General features: G+C 37.5%; 13 protein-coding genes, 3 pseudogenes, 1 CRISPR repeat array and 1 riboswitch. Of the genes and pseudogenes, 14 read left to right on the plus strand and 2 right to left on the minus strand.

The features are described from left to right. Nucleotides 1-393 precede the first annotated feature (393 nt). Nucleotides 394-1,150: direct repeats of the CRISPR family, unit length 30 nt; unit sequence GTTTCAATTCCTCATAGTTAAGATAAAAAC. A gap of 506 nt (nt 1,151-1,656) precedes the next feature. From NST97_RS14015 to NST97_RS14025, 3 genes are all read left to right on the plus strand, one after another. Beyond that, nucleotides 1,657-3,357, plus strand: coding sequence for a hypothetical protein (locus NST97_RS14015; RefSeq protein ID WP_341343353.1), 1,701 nt, complete (start codon nt 1,657-1,659; stop codon nt 3,355-3,357). Nucleotides 3,358-3,383: 26 nt separating this feature from the next. After that, a complete protein-coding gene (locus NST97_RS14020; protein WP_063386469.1) occupies nt 3,384-3,758 on the plus strand; it encodes an immunity 22 family protein in 375 nt (124 codons plus the stop codon). Nucleotides 3,759-4,102: 344 nt separating this feature from the next. Further along, a riboswitch (cyclic di-AMP (ydaO/yuaA leader) is annotated at nt 4,103-4,246 on the plus strand. A gap of 144 nt (nt 4,247-4,390) precedes the next feature. Beyond that, nucleotides 4,391-6,226, plus strand: a complete 1,836-nt coding sequence (locus tag NST97_RS14025) for an APC family permease (protein ID WP_340880803.1) — start codon at nt 4,391-4,393, stop codon at nt 6,224-6,226. Between the two features lie 883 nt (nt 6,227-7,109). On the opposite strand, the gene NST97_RS14030 is transcribed toward NST97_RS14025, so the two are convergent. Then, nucleotides 7,110-7,403, minus strand: coding sequence for a hypothetical protein (locus tag NST97_RS14030; RefSeq protein WP_339198343.1), 294 nt, complete (start codon nt 7,401-7,403; stop codon nt 7,110-7,112). A 507-nt stretch (nt 7,404-7,910) separates the two neighbouring features. Here NST97_RS14030 and NST97_RS14035 point away from each other — a divergent pair. Together NST97_RS14035 and NST97_RS14040 are read left to right on the plus strand one after the other, a co-directional pair. Next, on the plus strand, nt 7,911-8,336 hold the full coding sequence (locus tag NST97_RS14035) for a MerR family transcriptional regulator (RefSeq protein WP_063386472.1): 426 nt from the start codon (nt 7,911-7,913) through the stop codon (nt 8,334-8,336). 106 nt (nt 8,337-8,442) lie between these two features. Beyond that, nucleotides 8,443-9,768, plus strand: a complete 1,326-nt coding sequence (locus tag NST97_RS14040) for a hemolysin family protein (protein ID WP_341343354.1) — start codon at nt 8,443-8,445, stop codon at nt 9,766-9,768. 68 nt (nt 9,769-9,836) lie between these two features. On the opposite strand, the pseudogene NST97_RS14045 reads toward NST97_RS14040, so the two are convergent. Continuing rightward, nucleotides 9,837-10,952: pseudogene (locus tag NST97_RS14045) on the minus strand (IS701 family transposase); the annotation flags it as partial. A gap of 275 nt (nt 10,953-11,227) precedes the next feature. On the opposite strand from NST97_RS14045, the pseudogene NST97_RS19315 reads away from it, so the two are divergent. The 9 genes and pseudogenes from NST97_RS19315 to NST97_RS14085 all read left to right on the plus strand — a co-directional run. Continuing rightward, nucleotides 11,228-11,443: pseudogene (locus tag NST97_RS19315) on the plus strand (DUF5391 family protein); the annotation flags it as partial. A gap of 856 nt (nt 11,444-12,299) precedes the next feature. Further along, nucleotides 12,300-12,941, plus strand: coding sequence for a LysE family transporter (locus NST97_RS14050; protein ID WP_341343355.1), 642 nt, complete (start codon nt 12,300-12,302; stop codon nt 12,939-12,941). Between the two features lie 900 nt (nt 12,942-13,841). Further along, a complete protein-coding gene (gene ssuD, locus NST97_RS14055; protein WP_341343356.1) occupies nt 13,842-14,966 on the plus strand; it encodes an FMNH2-dependent alkanesulfonate monooxygenase in 1,125 nt (374 codons plus the stop codon). 400 nt (nt 14,967-15,366) lie between these two features. Then, nucleotides 15,367-16,992 carry an FAD-binding protein gene (locus NST97_RS14060; RefSeq protein ID WP_341343357.1) on the plus strand — a complete coding sequence of 542 codons (1,626 nt, stop codon included), beginning with the start codon at nt 15,367-15,369 and terminating at the stop codon, nt 16,990-16,992. Between the two features lie 12 nt (nt 16,993-17,004). Then, the gene (locus NST97_RS14065) at nt 17,005-17,337 is read left to right on the plus strand and encodes a 4Fe-4S binding protein (RefSeq protein ID WP_063386477.1); all 333 of its coding nucleotides are present in this window, start codon (nt 17,005-17,007) and stop codon (nt 17,335-17,337) included. 5 nt (nt 17,338-17,342) lie between these two features. Further along, a complete protein-coding gene (locus NST97_RS14070; RefSeq protein ID WP_327856017.1) occupies nt 17,343-18,386 on the plus strand; it encodes an ABC transporter substrate-binding protein in 1,044 nt (347 codons plus the stop codon). 63 nt (nt 18,387-18,449) lie between these two features. Then, nucleotides 18,450-19,217 (plus strand): ABC transporter permease, encoded by a 768-nt coding sequence (locus tag NST97_RS14075; protein WP_165381914.1) that lies wholly within the window; start codon nt 18,450-18,452, stop codon nt 19,215-19,217. A 12-nt stretch (nt 19,218-19,229) separates the two neighbouring features. Next, complete coding sequence (locus NST97_RS14080; RefSeq protein ID WP_341343358.1) at nt 19,230-20,051, plus strand: ABC transporter ATP-binding protein; 822 nt, start codon at nt 19,230-19,232, stop codon at nt 20,049-20,051. A 676-nt stretch (nt 20,052-20,727) separates the two neighbouring features. Further along, nucleotides 20,728-22,118: pseudogene (locus NST97_RS14085) on the plus strand (LLM class flavin-dependent oxidoreductase). Nucleotides 22,119-22,325 lie beyond the last annotated feature (207 nt).

Below are 22,325 nucleotides of genomic sequence, written 5' to 3' on the forward strand. Positions count from 1 at the left end.
CGAGAAGCGTGCTTAAATGAAATGTCAGAGAAACAACGTGAAATGTTGATTTATAGGGTGATAACTTCAAAGAAGGATTTTGAATAGTGGAACATATAAAAGATTGATCAAAGATGCAAATATCGAGTATAAGTAAGCAATCCGAAGATTTTTCCGAGGCTTTTCCGTCAGACTTTCTTTTTCTTCTGCCTAAAATCTCTATAATCCCTTTATCGATGAGATCTCAGACTTTGTTGGTCTTTTTCCTGTGGTGTTTCTCACGGTATAGAATCGACATTTGAAAATAAGTATTGCAAAAGAATGTTGAGACTTAAGGATCTAGATGTAACTAATGTTGAAAGCCCTCATTTCAAAAGTGGAACGAATACTTCTTCTATTAATTATTCATGTAAGGTTTCAATTCCTCATAGTTAAGATAAAAACTTGGAGATACGGGAAGAAAGTTTTCTCTACGATCTCGCTTCAATTCCTCATAGTTAAGATAAAAACAATTAGGGCTGCATTCGAATCTATTTTAGACATCGTTTCAATTCCTCATAGTTAAGATAAAAACGGTTTTCCCGGAACTTTCAGTTTCTGACCGACAAAAAGTTTCAATTCCTCATAGTTAAGATAAAAACATACGCAAATATTATTTACGGCAAAGACACTGACGAGTTTCAATTCCTCATAGTTAAGATAAAAACGGCTGCGCTTTTGATTTTCGCGCTTTTGATTTTCCGGTTTCAATTCCTCATAGTTAAGATAAAAACAGATATTAAAGTCCGACGCTGATCGAGAAGTAGTATTGTTTCAATTCCTCATAGTTAAGATAAAAACCTAGCTGTCCATATGTACAGTCAGCTATTAAACTCTAGTTTCAATTCCTCATAGTTAAGATAAAAACCAAGAATTTGATGTCAGCTGTGACAAAAACGTCATGTTTCAATTCCTCATAGTTAAGATAAAAACCCGAGAAATTCCAATTATCGTACTCAACATTACCGAGTTTCAATTCCTCATAGTTAAGATAAAAACATATAGCGTTTTATGGCACGGAATATGATTATGAGCGGTTTCAATTCCTCATAGTTAAGATAAAAACTACATTGAGCTGGCAAAAGCGAAAGTCATCAAACCGGTTTCAATTCCTCATAGTTAAGATAAAAACCCAAAAAAACGTTGTTAAATAAGCATTTCAATTTTTAATGCTTGACTGGTTATTTTTATTTTAACGAAAAGGGGAATTTTTATCAAATCTTTGATTTGCTTGGGCTCAATAAAGATTTGAAAGAGTCGTCGATCCCCGGGGATTTTTGCACGATTGGGGGTCGACGACTCTTTTTTATTTCCGTTTAAAACAGATTTCAAAGTTTGCCTGCCGACAATGAAATCCATGTTGTATCAACCATTTTACCTGACCCATCTGTTTTAATAAAGTAAACATCCGGCTCATTCCCTTCTCATTCAATTTTGGAAAAATTGGTTTAGGTCTATTCGATCGGTTCCTACGATCTAAAATAAGAACATGATCTGAAAAACGAATGGTATTTTTTACTTAAAATTCCCTTTTTTTCTTTCAATTTACCAAAACTTCCATTATTCTCTTATATAATGAAACAGACAGCTATTCCACATATTGGAATCCATTTCGTTTCAATCGGAGGCATAAAGGCAGTGGATGTCAAGTATATCCCTTCTGAATGGGAAAAGACGAAGAAAGGCATTGGCGATCTGGTCGGTCTCGGTATATGGGGCAAAGGCATGATTGATAAATTAAAAGATCTAAACGATCTTCTCGAAGACGTTCAAGCAGACATCGCCAAATATGACACAGATGGTGTCATCTCTTTCACCCACACAGACCGAAAAAAACAATATCAACAATTATATGAAGATTATCTCGTCTTGCACCGCTTTAGCAGCCGTGTCGGAGAGATTGTTGACCGCACCATCGATGATCCGTTTTATCAAGAGATCGATGCTTTTGTGGAAGCGATGCGCAACTTATCCATATCAAAGATCAAAACGAAAAATCACATTGGCGCCAAAAAAACGGTCGTCGCTCCCGGAGCATACGGCACGCAACAAACAATCGACGTGCCGAAAGCGGAAGTTGGACTAGAAGATCTGTTCATTGGCAGCAACTACTATGCTAAGTTGATAGAACGGGAATACGCTTCATGGAAAGAACTGAACCCTAAAGCAAATTTTTCGAAACAGGAATATATACAGAAAGCATTGAATTCCCAAGCTTTCCAGTATGAATCGATCAAAGACGGGCAGATGAACAAAGAGTTTTGGGGGCAAATAACAGCACTTGCTGTCATAGTAGGCACTTCTTTCATTTGTCCGCCAGCAGGGATGGCATTGGGGGCAGCTTATGGTACACTGGAATTAAGTTCAGCCGTTTCCGGAAAAGACTGGATTTCAGGGAGAGAGTTGAAAACAGACGAACGAGTATTTCGTGGTGTCCTTTCTCCATTGGATATCGTCCCTGGCGTAAAGGGGCTTTCCACATTCAGCAGCGCCGCCCGTTTCTCCCATCTAAGAGAAGCCAGTGATCTAAAATTATTAGCGACGAAAACGGGCTTGCAGTCCAAATCATTTGTCCGGGATATGGTGGTTCGTGCGGAAAATGGCATATTCCCCCGCATTAGAAATGCTAAAAGCTTGGCAAAAGAAATCCCGCACCATTTGAAAAACAAAAGCGCAAACAGTGCACTGAAAGCCGGCCGGTTCGTAGACAACGCCCTGACCAATCTGAAAAATTCAATCCCTGGCCGGCAAATGGGATTGGCCATGGAAGGGATTGGGAACGTTAAAGTTCCGCCCGAAAACACCAATGGATTGGAGAATAAAGTTCGAGCTTATCTGAGTGAGAAGACGGGGTTAAATCTTCTAGGCGAAGGTAAAGCAGGCAACGATGGCGTTGAACTTGGCACTAAGGGTACTGTTAATCTTAATTCAGTTCCATCTGTAAAGAATGGTGAATTTAATAGATGGTTTAATTCACTAGCTCCTGATAAGTTTGATAAAGTATGGTCTGACCCTAGGTTAAGAAAAGCCATTGAAAGTAGACTTAGACATCCAGGTGGATTTCATGAGTGGCATTTAGTATCTCGAGCTCCTACTTTTAAACGGTGGGGTATAACAGCAGAACAAATTAAGGAATTAAGAACTGCTATAGAAGATGTGAAGTTTGTTAATCCAAAAGGAGTTCATGGCGGGAAGGGTTCTACGAAAGCTCATAATGAATTGTTAGAGATTATTGATTCTTCACCAGATTATGCAACATTTAAGAGACGACTCCAAAATTGGGCTAATTATAGACTAGAAGGTGGAGTGGAATCTTTACCGGAAAGTCTTAGACCGTAAAAAAGCTAAGGAGGAGTATGAAGTATATGGAAAAGGAAGGATTTGTATCATTATTTATTGGCAACTCTAAGTCATATAAGGATCTTCAAAACTATATTTTGAATAGTTATACAGAAGATGGAGATTTACTACCTTCCGAATTTGAAAAAGACTTTAACATTGATTACTATAATGAAGATTTTAGAGAAGTAGAATTCTATGATGAACCATCGAATGATTTACGTGTTCTACTTGAAGGTTTTTCTTATGATGAGGAGATAATTCCAAAATTTATAGAGCTTTGCGGTGAGCGTTTAAATCAAGAAGCGAACTCAGTTATTTTACTTTATAACTTTCAATATAATGGAAATGTCAATGAAAAAAATCAGTTTAGATTTTTAGGAACCGTACAATATAAGTAATTATAAACACCTTGAATGAGTGTTCGACACTCTTTCAAGGTTTCTTTTTTTATTTTATAAGAGGGGTGAGTGCCAAATAAACCACCATTGATACAGCCTATACTCATAACCTACGGAACTTTGAAAGAAGCATTGATGTTTTATTCAGTAAATTTAATCAAAATTTTTTACAAAACTAGATAATTTTGTACACGAATAATAAAACTGTTTAAAAATATATAATAATTGTTTAAAAATCAGGGCGATATAAAAGTTTTAACGCCTTACCCATTTACATGGCAACGATTATTTGTCTCTTTACAATTTTTCATAAACTGAGTAAGATAATTTCTGTAAAATTGAATATGATTAAATCGCTGAATCCTTTTAAGGAGCGGGGGAACCATTTTGTAACGTTTTGTTACTTGGGGTGAATCCTTGAAAAAGGAGGGGCTACTCTCATAGTCCTAATCCGACAGCTAACCTCGTAAGCGTTTTGGGAGGGATGTAAGTTGAATGATGTCTTTTTGGCCACTGAGTACATCCTCAGTGGTTTTTTATGTTTATGAAGATGCACATAAAAGTCCATACAGTTCATCAAGCTATAAGAGAGGAAAAAGCCTAATACTTTTAAGAAAGAAGGATTCTTGAAAATGGCTTATTTGAAACGGTTATTCATCGGTTCGCCAATGGAAACGAAACGATTGAAACATGAAAAATTACCAAAATGGAAAGCATTGGCAGTATTTTCTTCGGATGCATTGTCTTCCGTAGCGTATGCAACAGAAGAAATATTATTAGTATTGATGATATTAGGAACCAGCGTGTTTTTTTATTCCTTACCCATAGCTTTGGCGATTGTAGGGCTTTTAGTCATTGTGACTTTATCCTATAGACAAATCATTTATGCCTTCCCATCAGGAGGCGGAGCTTATGTAGTGGCAAGAGACCACATCAATACCACCACAAGCCTAGTAGCAGGCGCAGCATTAATGATTGATTATGTTCTTACGGTTGCGGTTAGTATTAGCTCAGCCGTTGCGGCTCTTACTTCTGCTTTTCCAGCCTTGCTTACTTGGAAGGTGGAAATAGCCATCGCTCTTGTATTATTGCTCATGATTTTAAATTTGCGGGGAATTACCGAATCAGCCACTGTATTTGCCTATCCAACCTATTTATTTATTATTTCAGTACTAGTTCTCATTATTGCAGGAGGATGGAAATTATATAATGAAGGATGGCATGGTTTTAATTATGCAAATCACGCTACACCTGAACATTTCTTCGCTAGTGGATACGGAGTGTTTATTTTATTAAGGGCTTTTTCATCCGGTTGTTCAGCAATGACAGGAGTGGAAGCCATTAGCAACGGTGTGCCATCGTTTAGACCTAACAGTTCCAAAAATGCTGCAATTACAATGGGATGGATGTCTTTACTGTTAGGCTTCATGTTTCTAGGTATTACAATTTTAAGTGCCGGCTTCGGAGTGACCCCAGCCGAACATAAGACTGTCATTTCTCAAATTGGAAGTCACGTCTTTGGCAATAGCATATTATTTTATATTTTTCAGATGATCACCATGTTAATTTTAGTATTAGCTGCGAATACAAGTTTTGCCGGATTTCCGCAGCTTGTTTCGATTATAGCTACTGACCGTTATTTGCCGAGAAGTTTAGCAGCGCGCGGAGATCGTTTGGTGTTTTCCAATGGAATTATTCTCTTGAGTATTTTAGCGATCATTTTAATTATCATATTCCATGGTAAAACACATTCTCTGATCCCGCTGTATGCAGTCGGAGTATTTCTTTCCTTTACGATCGGTCAATACGGTATGATTAAAAAAATATGGAAAGAAAAATCGAAAAGCAATATGGCCACATTGTCGATCATTATCACTGGAACAATTGCTACAGGATTAGTAACGATCATTACCGTTATAGCGAAATTTACACACGGTGCATGGTTAGTGATTGTAGCCATTCCATTGATCGTTGTCTTGTTTAACAAAATTCATGCTCATTATGAAACATTAGCTCAGCAATTAAAATTGGATAAAAGTGATCGGACTGAAACAAAAGAAATTGTGACTCCGAAGGTGATCATCCCGATTTCAGGCATTAGTAAAGTCGTTGATCAATCTGTACAATATGCAAAAAGTATTTCAGACGATATTACAGCCATTACAATTGTTTTTGCCGAAGAAGAAGAACAGAAAATACGCGACAAATGGTATAAGTTGTATCCAGATATCGAGCTGAAAATTATTTATTCACCTTATCGGACAATCCTTTCTCCATTATTGGATTACATTAATAAAGTAGAAAAAGAAACAAAAGGAGCAACCATAACTATTTTAATGCCGCAATTTATTGTGAAAAAATGGTGGCATACTTTACTTCATAACCAAACAGCGATCTTTTTAAGATTCTTTTTGATCCTGAAAAAAGACATCGTCATTGCAACGCTTCCGTACCATTTAAAAGAATAACATCTGGCTTTTGGCACTTGCTTAGGCGTTGTAAGTGTATATGAATCCGAGGATATATGTTCGAATTTCAAGAGCATATATCCTCTTTTTTTCATACGTACATCTATCCGAATCGATTCTGTATGCGGATATTAATAATGCGGCTCTTAATAACAGTTTTGATCATTAATTAAATGAAAACCATACGCACAGCGGTGTATGGTTTTCGGAAAGCTTTAAGCGAGGTATAAAAAAGCCCCTCCTAGTATTTTGGCTCGCCAACCAAATTTTATCTAGCTAGAAGGGAACTTTTTATGTCTTCTGACTTAAATAGTTAGTCACATACAAAATGTAATTGTAAGTAATCATATCATCTTTGCTGATGAGTTATAATAAATTGAAGAAGATAGAACAGCCAAAGCCGAAATCACAACTGAAACATGATGGAAAGCCCTTTTAAAAAGTTTAAGTTGGTGTATTTTTCGGATCCCAAAAATGCTGAACGATTAGCCCAAGAACCTTATCTTTCCATGACATGATCGTTAACCATATTTTCTTTTTCGATACAATAAAGTCTATTGATTCTCTTCGTTTCCGTAAAAGATAGGACTCTTTATTTCTTCTGCTTTTATCAAAGTCTGTAATTGTTCATCTGTAATTTTATTTTTTTATTTTCGTCATTATTTTTTTCAATAAACCCCAATATATCCAAGTATCGGGTTCTCCAATTTACAAAGGTAATGAAGTGATGAAGCCAAAGAACATTGAAATAACCCATTAAAATTGGTTTTTAGTCCTGGGAAAGATATTTACATTTTGAAATATCAGCTCTATCAATCCCATATGTTTCTAATACCTCTCGAATATAATCATCTGGATTCATGTTAAATAAAAAATCTAAGTTTCAACTACAATATGCTTGTGCTACATGACCTAATAAATTTTCGGTTAACGCTGCTATTTCACTATGTTCTATGTTTAATTCCTCTATATTTTTATTTGAAATAAATTGAACCTTTATATAGTTTTCTCTCGGCTCAAAAAATTGCTTATCTGTTTCACTAAGCCAAGAATAGTCCTTCAATGTACTTGGCCTCTTTTTATCTTCAATAATCAAAAAATTTGTACTTTCTATGTCGGGTATTTCAATTTTCCAAATTTCAAGTGAATTAGATTTTAGTTCTCTACTAATTATCATTTTTTTGATTCCACTCCTTTATATTATTTCATAGTAATTGTCAATCTAGTAAATTTTAAAAATATATATCCCGAAGATAAGTATAAAATTAAGCGCTTTGAGCAACCTTAGGATAATATAATTATAAAACAAATATTTACAATAGAATTATGTCGGCGGAATGGACACGTTAAACTGAGAGAAATAGCTGAACTTAGGCAAATATTTTTCTATCTTTGGCGTAATAAGCAGCCTCAAATTCACATGGCGATACATAGCGAAGGGCGGAATGTGTAAAAGCATTCAATATACTCGACAATGGCTTGTGTCGCTTTTTTCGCGTTCAGATAAATGTACTTTTCTTTGAGGAGGCTATGAAGGGTACCTTCAAGAATTTTGTGTAATGTAAGTCTGATCAGAAGAATAATTGTATAAAAATTTACAATTTTGTGAAGGTCAAAGTATAACGTTTGACTGTACAGTTTGATTATAATATGATCTTATTAGAAGGGTAAAAAGGGGGTATAGATGGATGGGGTCGTCTATAAAATTGGTGAACTAGCAAGTATAGCAAATGTTTCTAAAAGAACAATCGATTATTATACAAAACTAGGCTTGCTTAAAGCAGAACGGTCCAAATCGAATTATCGATATTATGATTCATCTGCTCTTGAGGATTTAAAATTAATTGACCATTACAAAAAACTGAATTATTCATTAGACATGATAAAAGAGAGGCTAGAGTTGCATAGAAAAAAAACAGCAGCAGAGGAAGAACTTATTCTTAAACAAGCCAAAACAATTGCTGAACATATGAAATTATTGGAGGATGAAATTAAAGAAATTCATGATCTTTTAGGCAAATTGGATGATGAATGTAAGAAAAAGATTTCGAATCAATTGTCTCCACAGACGATGGCATTATTACAATCATTAATCATGTTTTTAGGATGATAAAGAGAGATCTATACAAGGGAATAGTGAAAAAAGCATAATTACTGTTGACATTTCGTTATTAGGAGGTGTAAGTCGTTCCTTTTTCTAGGGGAACGGCCGTAGTTTGGAAATATTTAATTTATTTATGGTTGCTGTATTAATTGGTTTCACAGCATTTTTCGTCGCTTCTGAATTCGCCATTGTAAAAGTCCGATCTTCAAGAATTGATCAGCTTATCTCGGAAGGAAATAAAAATGCTGTTGTAGCTAAAAAAATCATTTCCAATTTGGACGAATATTTATCAGCGTGCCAGCTTGGAATCACCATAACAGCATTAGGTTTAGGCTGGCTAGGAGAACCGACTGTTGAGCATCTTCTTCACCCCGTTTTTGAAAAAATGGATTTTTCCCCATATGTGTCTAATATACTGTCATTTGGAATTGCTTTCGCTGCGATTACATTTTTACATGTCGTTATTGGAGAATTGGCTCCGAAAACGGTAGCCATTCAAAAGGCAGAAGCTATTACATTATTAACAGCAAGACCCTTAATTTTGTTTTATAAAATCATGTATCCATTTATTTGGGCATTAAACGGTTCTGCAAGGGGCATTATCCGTTTATTTGGCTTAAAACCAGCTTCCGAACATGAGCTTGCACACTCAGAGGAAGAGCTGCGGCTTATTTTATCTGAAAGCTACAAAAGCGGCGAGATTAACCAAACGGAATACAAATATGTGAATAACATCTTCACGTTTGATGACCGGATCGCAAAAGAAATCATGGTTCCCCGAACAGAAATTGTTGCACTTGATAAAAATAAAACCATTAAAGAAAACTTGGAAATCATCAAAAAAGAAAAATTTACAAGATATCCGGTAATTGACGGAGATAAAGATCATGTTATTGGCCTTATCAACATCAAAGAGGTATTTACAGAAATCTCCTCTTACGATAACTTAAATACCGAAAAATCCATAGATGATTTTGTCCGTCCAATTATTCAAGTCATTGAATCCATTCCAATCCATGATCTGTTGCTGAAAATGCAAAAAGAACGAATACACATGGCGATTTTATATGATGAATATGGCGGTACATCCGGTTTGGTCACAGTTGAAGATATTCTTGAAGAAATTGTCGGTGAGATTCAAGATGAATTTGATGAAGATAAAAAACCCATCATCCAACAAATAAATCATGATCGAGCCTTAGTTGATGGCCGCATCTTAATTAGCGAGATAAATGATTGGTTAGGGTTGAAAATTGAAGAAACGGATGTAGATACACTTGGCGGATGGATGTTAACTGAGCGTTATGATATTAAACAAGGGGAAAGTATTGAATTTGGACCGTACACCTTTCACGTAGTGGAAATGGCCGGGAACCATATTAAAACGATTGAGATTACTAAAATTGATAAAGGCTCGCCAGTTCTAGTAGAAGATTAATCATAACTGTAGTTGAGCAATTTTCATTACAATAATTACCATGTAAAAAGAGACAAACGGAGTACCCCTTATGCCACATGAAGCTGTTTTTTAACGACATCAATGGGAATATCTTGTTTCGCTGCATCGTAAATAAACTCCACGAGGCTATGTCCTTTCTTCTTTCGAAGGAAGTCAAGCCCGGTAGAGAAATCGCTGTTGGATTCGACCATACTGTACACATAAGCGAGTTGCACCAAGATCCAATACCGTTTCACCGCCCGACGTTGACGAACGCGGTACCCATCGAGCTTCAGCTGGTCTTTCGCTTGTCGAAAAAAGCATTCGATCGACCAACGCTGGGCATAGTAGCGCAAGATCTCTTCATCGCTTAGCTCCCGGTCGGTGCTCAAGACGCAGTGAAGATGTTCAGGTGTCATCGGCTGATCGGCTTTCCAAGCCAACAACACAACGGCATCATCGAGACCTTTCAGCGCTCCCTCGTAGCGATACACGCGATAACGCTCTTCTCCCACCGTGACGAGATGGGTGTCGTTCGGTTCGATATAGCGGGCAAACTGTTTGGCTTGGATGGCGATGCCTTTTGGATAAAGAACCCGATTCGTCTTGAGCATCGCAATGACGTGGAATCCTTTTTTCAGGCAGGCTTCCACGAGTGTTTTCGATGGGTACCAAGAATCCATCAGCACATAAACAGAACCGTGCACATCCAAAGAAGAAAGCATCTCGATGGCCCATTGACCCTTGCTTTTCCCATCCGCCTTGTCGTAGAGGCGAAACGCAAAGGGAAAGGCTTGCGTCATCGTATGAACCATGAGCCAGACGAGAGAGTGTCCCCAAATCGACTTTTTGTCCGCGTGAGAATAATGCCAATTACACCCTTCAATAGCGTGTTTCGCCTGTGACGAAGGCTTCGTTTTTCGGCAGATCGTATCATCGATCGAAACAAAAATGGGGTGATTCTTTCGCTTGGCCGTTCGTTCCACATGACGAAGCATCCACTGCTGGAGTTTGCGAAGCAAGATTTCTTCATCCCAAGGGCTTTTCGTGAAAAAATGGCTCAGTGTCGTTCGATGGTTGGGATGAAAGCTCTCATGATGCAGATCGGTCAAGGTTCCCACAAATCCTTTCGTTGTCAGCGCATCGATAATATGAACGAGATGCTTCATGACCGGCTTAGAGAAATTTTTTATACTTTTATCCAAAAAATCTAATTTTGCAAAATGCTCAATGCAAATAAAAATGATAAAAATTTAGGAAAGTTTTGAATAAACGTTATCAGTAAAACATCGAATGTTATACTCCCTTATAAAAATTACGAAACGATATGCTTCTTCTTCGAGGATACAATGGATTTTTACTAAGACATAGGTGCTGACGACAATTTATAGTTGAGCTCTATTGTTCAACTAGAACAAGGGGCATTAAACATTTTGTTTTTTAATTTTTAGGGGTTGATGCATTTAAGTATGTAATGGCTGCACTCTGTGGTTTAGGTCTTCTAATAGGGATGGCTGTTATATTTACTACTATTTTATTTATATTTACTTCTACAACTAGTATGATTTTATATGCTTTATTATGTCTTTCCGTTTTATATATTATGTCAAATATAATTTGGATTTTTATTACCTTTTCAACTAGTAATAAAAGCAAAAACACAATTCTTCAATAGGCCTTATTATGCAAATGAGAAGTACAGGAACGGTCCGATAAATTCTAAAATGAAGCCAGTAGAGAAAAATAGTTGTTTTTCTCCGCTGGCTTTTGTAATTTTTCGATTCTTGTCTGAGTTGAAAATGCGGACCCATATTTTCAGGATGCTGTGAACTATTGCCACAATTCCAAACTCGCCCTCCTGCAAGGATCATCTGCAGATCACCCTTGATGTGTCTGAACATTTTTTTACTTCGACTTTGAGTCGAATGTAAAAAAATCACATCTTTCTTCCTGCGTTTTAGGAACTGCTATTTCTTTCATTTTTCTTTGAACCAACTGGTCAAGTAAGTTCCAGAGAAAGGTGCAATCGTGGAACGACTTGAATATTATGGACTTTTCAAGCAGGGGTCGGAATGTGCATTATACGACCAATGCGATCGAAAGAAATTCGGAAATAGTTGAAACCGATGGGCATTTGAGCAGTTTAGAAATCGTGGGGAAAAGTTGTATATTTGATGATATAAGACTTTCATGAAAAATGGGCAGAGCAAAAGTAGAGAGGAGTACCGAAGCAAAGGAAGTCTTTCAGCAAATGTTTGGTAAATGTTGCAATGAACCATTATTGCAAAAAGGCCATACAGGAGACTTAAAATTTAGCCGCATTGTGTGAAGAAAACAGCCCTCTATTCTAAATTTCCATCAGAGGTACTTTATTTATCTTGCATTATACAAAATTATTGACGTTACCGAGTCAGTATCATTACAATAAAAAGGTTAACTTTTCCATTTGTCCTGCCTGACATATTTATTTTTTAAAAACTGTTCCTTATAAACAAAAAATTATTTTCAAAATAAGTTAGGAGGCTATATAAATGGAAATATATTTGAAATACTTTTTAATGGGGTTAACGATTGCTTTACCGATAGGAACCATCACAATTGAAATGACTAAACAAGGGATTAAACATGGTTTTTTACATGGTTGGGCGGTGGGGTTAGGCGGGATGACAGTTGATTTTCTTTTAATTATTGCCATTTATTTAGGATTGGCTCCCCTATTATCGGCCCCTTTAATACAAATTCCATTATGGCTGCTAGGCGCTGGTTTTTTATTTTATTTAGCTTATGATTCGATAAAAAATGCAAATCACGATATGACAATGATTGGCGAACCAACTTATAAATCGATTGGAAAAACATATCGAAATGGTATATTTGTTGCAATCTCGCCAAGTAATTTAATTTTTTGGATATCAATTTTTGGTGTAGTGTTGACAGATTCATTTTCTCAAGCGAATACAGCTGATTTTTTTATTACTGCATTAGGAATCTTATCAGGAATATTGGTACATGACATTATACTTCTTACTATCATTTCGGTTACACGAAAAGCAATGAATAAAAAAGCAATAATGACTGTTTCGATTATTGCCGGAATTTTGTTGTTTGGTTTCGGTTGTACTTTTCTCTATAAATTTTTCATAACATTACAAGCGAACTATCCGTTTTGGTAGGTGCAAATAAATAATGACATTAGTGTAACAGGTTCGAATTGGATCGAAATTGAAAAAACTGCATCTTCCATTTTAGTCCTTCCTTCTATCACGGAACGATATTTTTATTTGAAAAATACGCTTTCCTCGTGGTAATGAAACGTTGAATCATAAAGGAGTTTCAGTTTCATTCGATAAAACATCATTAACACTTGAATCTAAAAAATCGGTGATACGGCAGTAGCTCTATTTCCCATTAGCTCAAGGAAGAGCAATAGAAACACAGGAGAATCTCCTGAAGCGATGAAAGGATCAAGTTGAACAATTGAGAAAGAGTCATAAGTGTTTAACTCTTTGAGTCTCATACATTGCTTCCGGCAAAACAAACTTTAATACGATTCGCCAAGTATTTTTGGAGAAGTGCATTTTCTCCCTTAAAAAACACGTATTGATTATTCGGCTTGTTGCGTTTTGCTTGTGCAACATTAAAAAAACACGTATTGGTTATTGACAAAACAAAAATCCAAGCTATATAATATCTAGTAATCAACTAGGAATACTATGTTTCGGTTGCATAATTTTCGGAAATACATTCAGACGTTCCGCTCCCTTTGAAATGGAATATCTCATTCATGTCGAACAGCGAATTTACAAAGCTATCTGGATTTAATTTGTTTATCAATTGGGCGATTCTTTAACCTTAGAGCATACCAGCAAAAGAAGCAAAATAATCACTGATTGGAAATCTGAGCATATCTTGCATGGATACATGATAAAGTCCAATAGCAAGCTGATGAAGTGATGACAATCATTTGTCCACCAGACCACTGGAGACTTCCTTTCATTTTTAAGGGAGTCTCCTTTTTTATTTTAAGCACCTCAAGACATATTTAATCGTCCATATTCAAGGAGGAATTATAAATGGAAATCTTTTGGTTTATTCCCACAAATGGCGACTTTCGTCAATTAAATCATCAAGAAGGTTCACGTCCTGCAACCTATAACTATTGCAGACAAATTGCACAGGCTGTCGATGATTTAGGCTATAGCGGCGTGTTAATTCCAACAGGAAAAACATGTGAAGAAGGCTTTATTGTCGCTTCAACGCTTGCACCCGTAACAAAAAATTTAAAGTATCTTGTAGCGGTGCGGCCAGGATTAATGTCACCGAGCTTTGTAGCACGCATGTCGGCGACATTGGATCGATTTTCTGACGGTCGGTTATTAATTAATGTGGTGGCTGGCGGAGATCCGGTCGAGCTTGCAGGAGAAGGTGTGTTTTTAGATCACGATGAACGATATGAGTTAACAGATGAATTTTTAACCATTTGGCGTCAATTATTTACAGAAGAAGAAGTTGATTTAGAAGGAGACTATTTACGAATTCGAGGTGGGCAATTGCCATACCCGACAGTTCAAAAACCATATCCGCCGCTATATTTTGGAGGATCTTCACCTGCTGCGATGAAGGTGGCGGCAAAGCATATCGATGTCTATTTAACATGGGGAGAACCACCGGCACAAGTGGAGAAAAAAATCAATAAAATGCGGGCGTACGCTGCTGCCCAAGGAAGAACAGTAAAATTCGGCATCCGGCTGCACGTCATTGTCCGTCCAACAGAAGAGGAAGCATGGGAAGCTGCCAATAAGCTCATTGAACATGTGGATGAGGAAACTATTGCGCAGGCGTTGAAAGTATTTAAGCGGATGGATTCTGAAGGCCAGCGCTTAATGACGAGTTTGCATGAAGGTGATCGTACAAGATTAGAAGTGAGTCCAAATCTTTGGGCCGGTGTTGGATTGGTACGGACCGGTGCAGGCACGGCGCTAGTAGGAGATCCTGATACGGTTGCTGCCCGTATGAAAGAATACGCTGATTTAGGCATTGAGACCTTTATTCTTTCAGGCTATCCGCATTTAGAAGAAGCCTATAGAACAGCGGAATTATTGTTCCCGAAACTTCCAATTGATAAAAAGGATACTTCTCATCAGAAGACATTCCTTAGCCCATTCGGAGGAGATATCAAATCGGCTGTTGCGAAATAACAGGTTCATTAAACAATTTGAGGTGACAACAAGAGGATTGTGAAAATGCTTGATTTTAATTGGTGATAACCATCATGTCTCTTATAGGATGATGCAGAAAGATTTTCATCTGTCACATAGAGAACAGCGGCTCTTTTTGGTTAAAACCAAAGTAAATAAATATGTTTAATTTGAAATAAGACAGTATGAAAGCGGGCAGCTCATCAGCAAGGAAAGGTTTGGCTTTACAGAAAACAGCAGCTCCAAAGTGGATCAATTAGTGAAAATTACGGGATTTAGTATGAGTTGACCAGACGACTGGAGACTTCCTTCATTTTATGGAAGTCTCTTTTCATTTTTTATGGGAATTCAGTTTAAAAAAGTAAAAATGATTTTAAATGATGAAAAGGGGATGGATAAAATGGCATTCAATCATTCTGAAAAATTAATCAATCAAATATATGATGTAAGTTTTAAAGCAGATGTTCTTGTTATAGGCGGAGGGCCTGCCGGCGCTTGGGCTGCATTATCAGCCAAAAAAAACGGGGCAACGGTTATCTTGGTGGATAAAGGTTATTGCGGCACAAGCGGGGCGACGGCTCCTTCAGGCAATGGAGTATGGTATATACCGCCTGATAAAGAGAAAAGAGAAGAAGCGATGAGAAGCCGTGAAGCCTTAGGAGGGTTTCTTTCTGAACGGAAATGGATGAAAAGGGTACTAGAACAAACATATGAAAGTGTCAATCAGCTTGCTGAGTGGGGATATCCTTTTCCAGTAGATGAAAATGGCGTAGTACATAAGAGAAGCCTTCAAGGACCTGAATATATGAGATTGATGAGAAGAAAATTGGTGAAATCGAAGGTAAAAATTTTAGATCACAGCCCTGCGCTGGAGCTTTTGTATGACAGCAATGGAGTTGCCGGAGCTGCGGGCGTCAATACACAAACTGGAGAAACCTGGTCTGTTCAAGCCAGTTCTATCGTTATCGCATCAGGCGGATGCGCCTTTTTAAGCAAGGCGTTAGGATGCAATGTATTAACTGGTGATGGGTACTTATTGGCTTCAGAAGCTGGTGCTGAGTTTTCAGGCATGGAATTTTCCAATGCATATGCCATTACTCCAAAATTTTCTTCCATTACAAAAACAGCTTTTTATCAATGGGCTTCTTTCACTTATGAAGATGGAACCATTATTGAAGGGGCGGGTTCACATAAAGGGCGTTCGATCATTGCCAAAACATTGCAGAAAGGAAAAAAAGTGTTTGCACAGCTGGATAAGGCGAAGGATAACACTGAGCTACAAAAGTGGATGAGAATTGCCCAACCGAATTTCTTCCTTCAATTCGATCGAATGGGCATTAATCCTTTTGAGGATCGCTTTGAAGTGACATTACGGTTAGAAGGGACAGTAAGGGGCACCGGCGGCATCCGGATTATTGATGAAACTTGTGCAACATCAGTTCCCGGATTATTTGCCGCAGGTGATGCTGCGACTAGAGAGTTGATTTGCGGCGGATTTACAGGAGGGGGAAGCTACAATGCGGCATGGGCCATTTCCTCTGGCTATTGGTCCGGGGAAGCAGCAGCGAAGTATGCCCTTTCCTTTAATCGAAATAATCTGGATAGAACCTTGTCAAGAAAACAAGTCATTGGAATAAACGAACAGCGCACAAGTCATAATAATGGTCTTGATGCAAATGAGGTGATTCGGCATGTTCAAGCGGAAGTGATGCCTTTTGATATTAATTTGTTTAGAACAGAAGAAAAGTTATCCTCCTCCTTGCAGCGGCTTCATTCAATATGGCATGAAGCAAAAACAAGTCTGAAGGAAAATAAAGGAAATATCGTAAGGGTTCGGGAAGCAGCCGCAATGTTAGCCACCTCCCGTTGGATGTACACAGCAGCACTAGAGCGAAAAGAAACTCGAGGCATGCATAAACGGCTTGATTTTCCTAAGATTGATGAAAACCAGCAGCATCGTCTGATCACGAGCGGTTTAGACGAAATAAAAGTGACTGCTGATACTCATAATTTCCAGACTGTATAAGGAGGAAGAAAATTGATACAGGTTCTGCTTGAGGAACGATGTGTAAAATGCAATCTTTGTGTCAATATTTGCCCCACTAACGTGTTTGAAAAAAGAAAGGGAGAGGTACCCGTTATATCAAGGCAGGATGATTGCCAAACGTGTTATATGTGTGAATTGTATTGCCCTGTTGATGCACTTTATGTAGCTCCAAACGCTGATGAGGCCGTAGAAATTTCTGAGCAGGAATTATTAACAACAGGTTTAGTAGGAAGTTATCGAACAAACATGGGATGGCAGAAGGGACAAAAACCGGTCGCTGCCCAAGACCCAGCTTATAAATTTTATTTGCCTAGCGGAGTGTGACTAGAATGGGAAAATCATCAAAGAAAAAATCTTTCATATTCTTTATAGCAATTTTTGCACTTTTAACAGCGTGCAGTTCCAATAATACTTCTACAAACAAAAATGCGGAAACGGAGAATCATTCTAATGCAGGGGTTGAGGAGAAAGGAAAAACATTAAGGCTCGGATATATTAACTCAACCGGAAACAAAGACAAGGACAAACCTGCCGTTTCAGGAGCTGAAGGGTGGGCGCTTAATAAAGGATTTTTGCAGGAAGAATTAAAGAAAATTGGAATTACAAATATTGAATATTTTTCTTTTCCTAACGGCCCTAACCTAAACGAAGCAATGGCTTCAGGAGAAATTGATGTAGGAATTTTAGGTGATACACCTGCTTTATTGGCGAGAAGCTCAGGACAAAAAACAAGATTAATAGGATTTGCTAATATTTTTCAAGATATTTGGTTAGTTACTAATAAGAAAAATGGAGTATCTTCCTTGGAGGAATTAAAAGGAAAAACAGTTGCAACATCAAATGGATCTTATATGTTTCGCTATTTAACAGGTCTATTGGAAGAAAATAATCTGCTTGAAGATGTAAAAATTGTTCATTTACTTCCGCCAGAAGCAGCTGCTGCTTTGGAGCGCGGCGATATTCAAGCATATGCATTTCCAACATATATGGGTCCAAAACATGTAAAACTTGGTTTTCCTTTGCTTCACCAAGCAAGTAAAACGACACCGCATTTAACCGGAACATCTGTCACCATTGCGTCAGAAAAATTTTTAGAACAGAATCCGGAGTTTTTATCAGTATGGACAGATACCCGTGAAAGGGCAGTAAAAGATTTAAAAGAACATCAAGAAGAATTTTATCAATATGTGGCTGAAGTGACCAAACAGGACTTAGATGTTGTGAAGGAAAGCCTCCCTCTTAACAATATTCGAGAAGAGAACTTCCCGAAAGAGGGGTTGGAATTATTGGAAGGAACGAAAAAGTTTTTAGTAAAACAAGGATTGATTAAAAAAGATTTTGCCATAAAAGATTGGATGCTAAAAGATCAGTAGTTTTTGTAGAAGGCTTTGTCTTAAAAGCCTTCTATCCTGTTTATGCAACTGAGGTGGTTAGATATGAAAAAAACGTATGAGTATTATATTTTGCCGGTTGTTTTGCCGCTCCTGCTTGTTTTTCTTTGGATTTATTTGACGGAACGTGAATTGATTGCACCATACCTAATTCCATCTCCGAAAACGGTTATCCACACAATCGTTCAATTTATAGAGGATGGAACCCTTTTGCAGGATTCATGGGCAAGTGTCAAAAGAATGCTGCAAGGCTTTTCCTTAGCCGTTTTCTTTGGTCTGCTATTCGGGGTATTAATGGGTTTATTTGCTAGAGTCGATCAATTTTTTGCTGGAATTCTGAATGCGATCAGAGTAATTCCGCCATTAGCCTGGATCCCGATCATTATTCTTTGGTTTGGTATCGGTGAAACTTCTAAAGTCATTATTATTTTTAAAAGCGCCTTTTTCCCCATCCTGTTAAATACAATTCAAGGAATCGAAGGAGTGCCTAAAGGATTTCTGGAAGTGTCAAAACTGATGGGAGTAAGCAAAAGAAGAACGTTATTTAACGTGATTTTTCCTGCTGCTTTGCCTTCTATATTTGTTGGGCTTAGATTGGGATTAGGAGCGGCTTGGATGGCTGTGGTCGCTGCGGAATTGATTGCTTCCGATTCAGGACTCGGTTACCGAATCACACAAGGCCGGGAGCTTTCCCAGCCCGATGCCATGATCATTGGAATGATCATGATTGGGATAATTGGAGTCGCAATGGATGCTGTTGTTAAGTTTATCCAGCAGCGCATCCTGTCTTGGCAAGCAGGCATTAAATCTTAGGAGGTTGCTTACATGCCAATAAAGGAAAACGTTCAGTTTCAGGTAGCGAAACCGAAAATAAAGATTACTAATTTGTCAAAATCATTTAATCAAGGAAAGAATACGTTAAACGTATTAGATGATATCAATTTAGAGGTTCAAGAAGGCGAATTTTTGACCATTGTTGGATCCAGCGGATGCGGAAAAAGTACGTTATTGCGAATAATTGCTGGTCTTGACAGCTCTTTTGAAGGAACGATTGCCATTGATAATCAAAATATAAAAGGTATAAGAGCCGACATAGGCATGGTTTTTCAGGATCATCGGCTGTTTCCTTGGATGACTGTTAAGCAAAATATAGCCTTTGGTCTTGAAAAAGTGCCTGCATCTGAACGTGAAAAACTAGTGAATGAATATATTGAATTAGTCGGATTAAAGGGATTCGAAAAAGCAAGGCCCGGAGAGCTTTCAGGCGGTATGTCTCAGCGGGTTGCATTGGCGCGTACATTAGTAAAAAAGCCCAGCATTATTTTGCTCGATGAACCTTTTGGGGCGCTGGATGCACTGACCCGGATTCAAATGCAATATGAAATTTTAAGAATACGAGAACAGGCCAATGTTACTATGATTTTAGTGACTCATGATATTGATGAAGCTGTGTTATTAGGTGACAGGGTGATTGTCATGTCCAAAAAACCAGGCCGCATCCAAAAGACGATTCCAGTTTATTTATCAAGACCGCGAGACAGAAATAGCCGTGATTTTGTAAAAATACGTGAAAAGATTTTAAATTTATTTTTTGACACAAATGTTTCGTTGAATAAATCACAAGAAAAAATTTCATTAAAGGGATAGGTTCCTTCTGCAAACTGCTTATTACTTTGCATGAAAATAGAAATCCTCTATCGCCTTATGCTGATACAACGACATATTAAACTATAAAAATATAATAATCTTGACAACAAAAAGTTGGCATGTTAATTTATTCGCATATGAATAATTGGATTTCCGACCAGAACACTGGAGGCACTTGGTTTACATACTAAGTGCCTTTTTTACATATCTTCAAAGGTGAATATACAGTGTCTTCGTTCAAGTTGGATTGAAACATTCATTCCTAATCTATCTTGTTTAATATTATTTGTACAAAGACTATAAAAAGTCGATGCTGATGAAAAATCGGATCAATAAAAGCAATTATGATAGAAATACAAGAAAAAAATTTCATAAAAGTAACTTGACAGATAGGTTTAATTGGTTTTAAAATCTCATTAAAGATTTTGAAAATTTAAATAAGCTGACTGGAAAACCGGAGGCTCTCAATTCAAGTTGAAACTTATCTTGAAATGGGGTGCCTCCTTCTTTTACATCAAATTATTCTAAAATAGAATAAACATTGAAAAATAAATGATAGTTGACTGGACAACCAGAGACTCTTTTTCAAGTTTAATTTAGCTTGGAAATGGGTCTCTGTTTTGTTTAACAGCAACTTTTTAACACCAATAAAAAATGAGAGTTTGAGGTAAATAACATGAAGAAAAAACGAATCTATTTAAATGCGTTTGATATGAATTGTGTGGCCCATCAATCACCAGGCTTATGGGTACATCCTGAAGATCAGTCGTATCGTTATAAGGATATAGATTATTGGGTTGAATTGGCTCAAACTTTGGAAAGAGGTCGGTTTGACGGCCTGTTTATTGCTGACGTAATCGGGATCTATGATGTGTACGGGGGAGATAAAACTACAACAGTACGTGAAGCGACACAGGTGCCCGTAAATGATCCGATGATGCTTGTCTCGGCGATGGCGAACGCAACGCAACACTTAGGCTTTGGAATTACATGCTCGACAACATTTGAACATCCTTACACGTTTGCACGCAGGATGTCCACATTGGATCATTTAACAAAAGGAAGGATTGCTTGGAACATTGTGACTTCGTACTTAGAAAGCGGGACAAGAAATATTGATATTGGAGATCGATTTATCCATTCGGAAAGATACAATGTTGCGGAAGAGTATATCGAAGTTTGTTATAAATTATGGGAAGGCAGCTGGGAAGATGATGCGGTCATAAAAGATAAAGAAAAAAGAATTTTTACAGATCCGACAAAGGTTCATAAATTCACCATCACGGTAAATATTTTCATGTGCCTGGTATACATTTATGTGAACCGTCGCCGCAAAGAACTCCTGTCTTGTATCAGGCTGGAGGTTCAACTAGAGGCCGCCAATTTGCTGCTAAACATGCAGAATGCACCTTTATTTCTGCTCCTGGAAAGGAAGCGATCACTTCATATGTCAAGGATTTAAGAGCTCAGGCAGCTTTATTGGGAAGAAACCCTCAAAGCATTAAAGTGTTTGCATTAATGACGGTAATTGTTGGCCGGACGGAGGAAGAGGCGCGGGCTAAATATGAGGATTTATCCCAATATATCAGTTATGAAGGAGCGCTTTCCTTGCTGAGCGGCTGGTCGGGAGTGGATTTCTCTAAATATGAACCTGATCAAGAAATTGAGTACATTGAGACAAATGCCGTTAGATCCATGCTTGAATCACTAACAAAGGCAAGCCCAAATAAGAAATGGACCGTTCGCGAGCTGGCAAATTTCGCAGGCATTGGCGGCATGGGACCAGTGATAGTTGGAACACCTGAACAAATTGTTGATACGTTTGAAGAATGGATTGATGAAACTGATATTGATGGATTTAACTTGGCTTATGCAATTACACCAGGAACATTTAAGGATATTGTGGATCTCGTAGTGCCTGAACTTCAGAAACGAGGTTTGTTGAAAAAAGATTATGAAGAAGGAACTCTTCGAGAGAAATTATTTGGAAAAGGAAATTCTCGTTTATCAGAAAATCATATAGGTGCAAAATATCGAAACCTCGGGTGCCTGTTGCAGAAAAAATAATTACACTGAGAAGTATAGATTTTACCGAGATTTTTACTCAAAAATTCGACTAAATATATATGAATAATTATATTTCAGGAAGGAGAAATGAATAAAATGCTTCATCAAGTCAAACTTCATTCAAGTAAGCTTGGAACAACGCATCTCTGTTGCTAGAAAAGATGCTGAAATGAAAGATATGCTGGTTAAGAAGCCCAGCGATTTTAT

It is taken from the genome of Aeribacillus sp. FSL K6-1305 (assembly GCF_038050115.1).
In the GTDB taxonomy this organism is placed as follows: Bacteria; Bacillota; Bacilli; order Bacillales; family Aeribacillaceae; genus Aeribacillus; species Aeribacillus composti.